This is a genomic window from Bartonella sp. AU18XJBT (assembly GCF_028618595.1).
Classification (GTDB): Bacteria; Pseudomonadota; Alphaproteobacteria; order Rhizobiales; family Rhizobiaceae; genus Bartonella.
Genome location: NZ_JAQITE010000104.1, coordinates 1 through 2,305 on the forward strand (window position 1 = coordinate 1; position 2,305 = coordinate 2,305).

General features: G+C 38.1%; 4 protein-coding genes. All 4 read left to right on the plus strand.

Annotated elements, in window-relative coordinates; translation table 11 throughout:
• Positions 1 to 623 (plus strand): phage regulatory protein/antirepressor Ant (locus PVV60_RS10155; RefSeq protein ID WP_273724631.1); only part of this gene is annotated, 623 nt, incomplete at its 5' end.
• A gap of 12 nt (positions 624 to 635) precedes the next feature.
• Positions 636 to 1,043 carry a hypothetical protein gene (locus PVV60_RS10160; protein ID WP_273724632.1) on the plus strand — a complete coding sequence of 136 codons (408 nt, stop codon included), beginning with the start codon at positions 636 to 638 and terminating at the stop codon, positions 1,041 to 1,043.
• Positions 1,044 to 1,163: 120 nt separating this feature from the next.
• Entirely contained in the window at positions 1,164 to 1,997 is an 834-nt protein-coding gene (gene bet / locus PVV60_RS10165; protein ID WP_273724633.1) for a phage recombination protein Bet, read from the plus strand.
• A 1-nt stretch (position 1,998) separates the two neighbouring features.
• On the plus strand, positions 1,999 to 2,305 hold a 307-nt coding region (locus PVV60_RS10170), incomplete at its 3' end, for a lambda exonuclease family protein (protein ID WP_273724634.1).

Here is a 2,305-nt window from a genome sequence, read left to right on the forward strand (position 1 = left end):
TTATGCGTGATATTCGACAAATGTTAGGAGAATTATATCCTGAAGGGGGTCAATCCAAATTTGGATCCACCTATTTAGATAAACAGGGTAAGACCAAAAACTGTTACAACCTCCCTAAGCGTGAATGCCTTATCTTAGTTTCCGGTTACAGCATGACATTACGCGCTAGGATTATAGACCGTTGGCAAGAGTTGGAAAAGCAAGCAGTAACACCACAAATCGACTATTCAAGTCCAAAGGCTATGATTGGCTTTTTGAATTACCTACAAGGTCAAATAGATCAAAAAGACACCATCATTGAAGATTTAACACCAAAAGCCATGGCTCTTGAAAGCTTACAGCGTCATAACGGACTGTTTAGTCTTACAGAAACCGCTAAAATACTCGAGATGCAACCAAAACAATTCATTCTTTTCTTACAAGAAAAAGGTTGGATTTATAGACGTGCAGCAGGTGGAAATTTGCTTCCTTATCAAGACAAAATCCAAAAGAAACTTATGGATTGTCCAACCATCACACTTCAAACCGCAAGTGGAATAGAAAAAGTCATTCCTTGCGCAAAAATCACAGCAAAAGGCATTGGTGTGCTGTCTCAAGAGCTTAAAAGACAAACCATGCATTAAGAGGAGGTTCTTATGATAAAAAAGAAATACGAACTGACAGACGCAACAATCGAAGTTAATGGCAGAACTCTCCACCGCATTCGCGCCTTACGAGACTTTGGAAACGTCGAGAAAGGCGATTTAGGCGGTTTTATAGAGCATGAGGGCAATTTAAGTCACGAAGGGGATTGCTGGGTTGGTGATAATGCATGTGTTTATGAAGGTGCCCGTGTTTATGATGATGCACAAATTTCTGATAATGCTCATGTTTTTGGTAATGCAGAAGTTTACGAGGGTATACATTTTTATGGATATACAGAAGTTTACGGTGATGTACGTGTTTTTGGTAACTGCGATGCTATATACATTGTCAATGATGCAGGTGCTTATGGGCATGTTGATAATACTGACCTCATCTCAACTAGAGAACAAACCAGATGAGAAAATACGAACGACTAATCTTATAGTATCTCTATAAGCCGTTTTTAACCACACAAACAATTTTTTAACACAAGCGTGATTCACGCCACGGGGGAATTGCGCGCAATGTAGGAAATCAAGATGAAAAATTCCACTTTTTTAAAAGAAATGGCAGAAAAATATGGATTTTCTGCTGAAGAATTTCGAACAACAATCATGAAAACTTGTATTGGATATAAAAATGCTAGTGTCATCAATAATGCAGAATTTGCTACTTTTCTTTTTGTTGCCAAAACTTATGGACTTAATCCTTTAACTAAAGAAATTTATATATTTCCTAAAAAAGGCGGCGGCATGATCCCTGTTGTTTCTATCGACGGTTGGATAAAGATCATCAAATCAAATCCTGACTTTGATGGCATGACCTTTCAAGATCAACTCGATAAGGATGGGAATCTCATTGCTATCAAATGTGCTATTCGTCTCAAAGGAATTCAAGATCCTATCGAAGTCACCGAATATTTAAGTGAATGCCAACAAGAAAAAAGTGAACCTTGGCAAAAATATCCAGCACGTATGTTGCGCCATAAAGCCACTATACAATGTGCTCGCTATGCTTTCGGGCTTTCCGGTATTTATGAAGAAGATGAAGCAAACCGTATCAATGAAACAAACCATAACGTACAAACGAAGTTAGTTTCTTATGATGTGCTTACGCAAATCAAACAATTAATAAACATCACTCAAACAGAAGAGGAAAAAGTGCTTGATTATGCAAAAGTCGACAGGCTTGAAGATCTTCCTGATGAAATAGCACAAAGGATTTTGGATATTTTGCAAAAGAGAAAAAATGAAAAAGAACAATATTTCCTACAACAAGAGCAAATAGAGGCGCCTATACAAGATGCCGAATATATTCACCTCCAAGATATAGAATATGCACCAACACCACAAGAACAAAGAACGGCGGTGTGAGATGGAACAAAGAACAGCAGAATGGTTTCAAGCGCGGCTAGGAAAAGTCACGGCATCTAATGTTTACAACATACTCAGTAAGACAGCAAAAGGGTTGCCTACCAGCAAATATGAAGACTACAAAATCAAACTCATGACAGAGCGATTAATAGAGGAAATAAGCCAATCTTATATAACACCAGCTATGCAATGGGGCATTGAACATGAAGAGAATGCCTTGAGAGAATATGAATTCATTTATGACACAGAAGTCACAAGATGCGGGTTTATTCCACACCCAAAAATGAAAATGGCGGGTGCAAGTCCTG

What these genes read in the sequence shown, in the direction of transcription:
- bet (WP_273724633.1), top strand. Translation starts at nt 1,164, where the DNA reads ATGAAAAATTCCACTTTTTTAAAAGAAATGGCAGAAAAATATGGATTT.
- PVV60_RS10160 (WP_273724632.1), top strand. Translation starts at nt 636, where the DNA reads ATGATAAAAAAGAAATACGAACTGACAGACGCAACAATCGAAGTTAAT.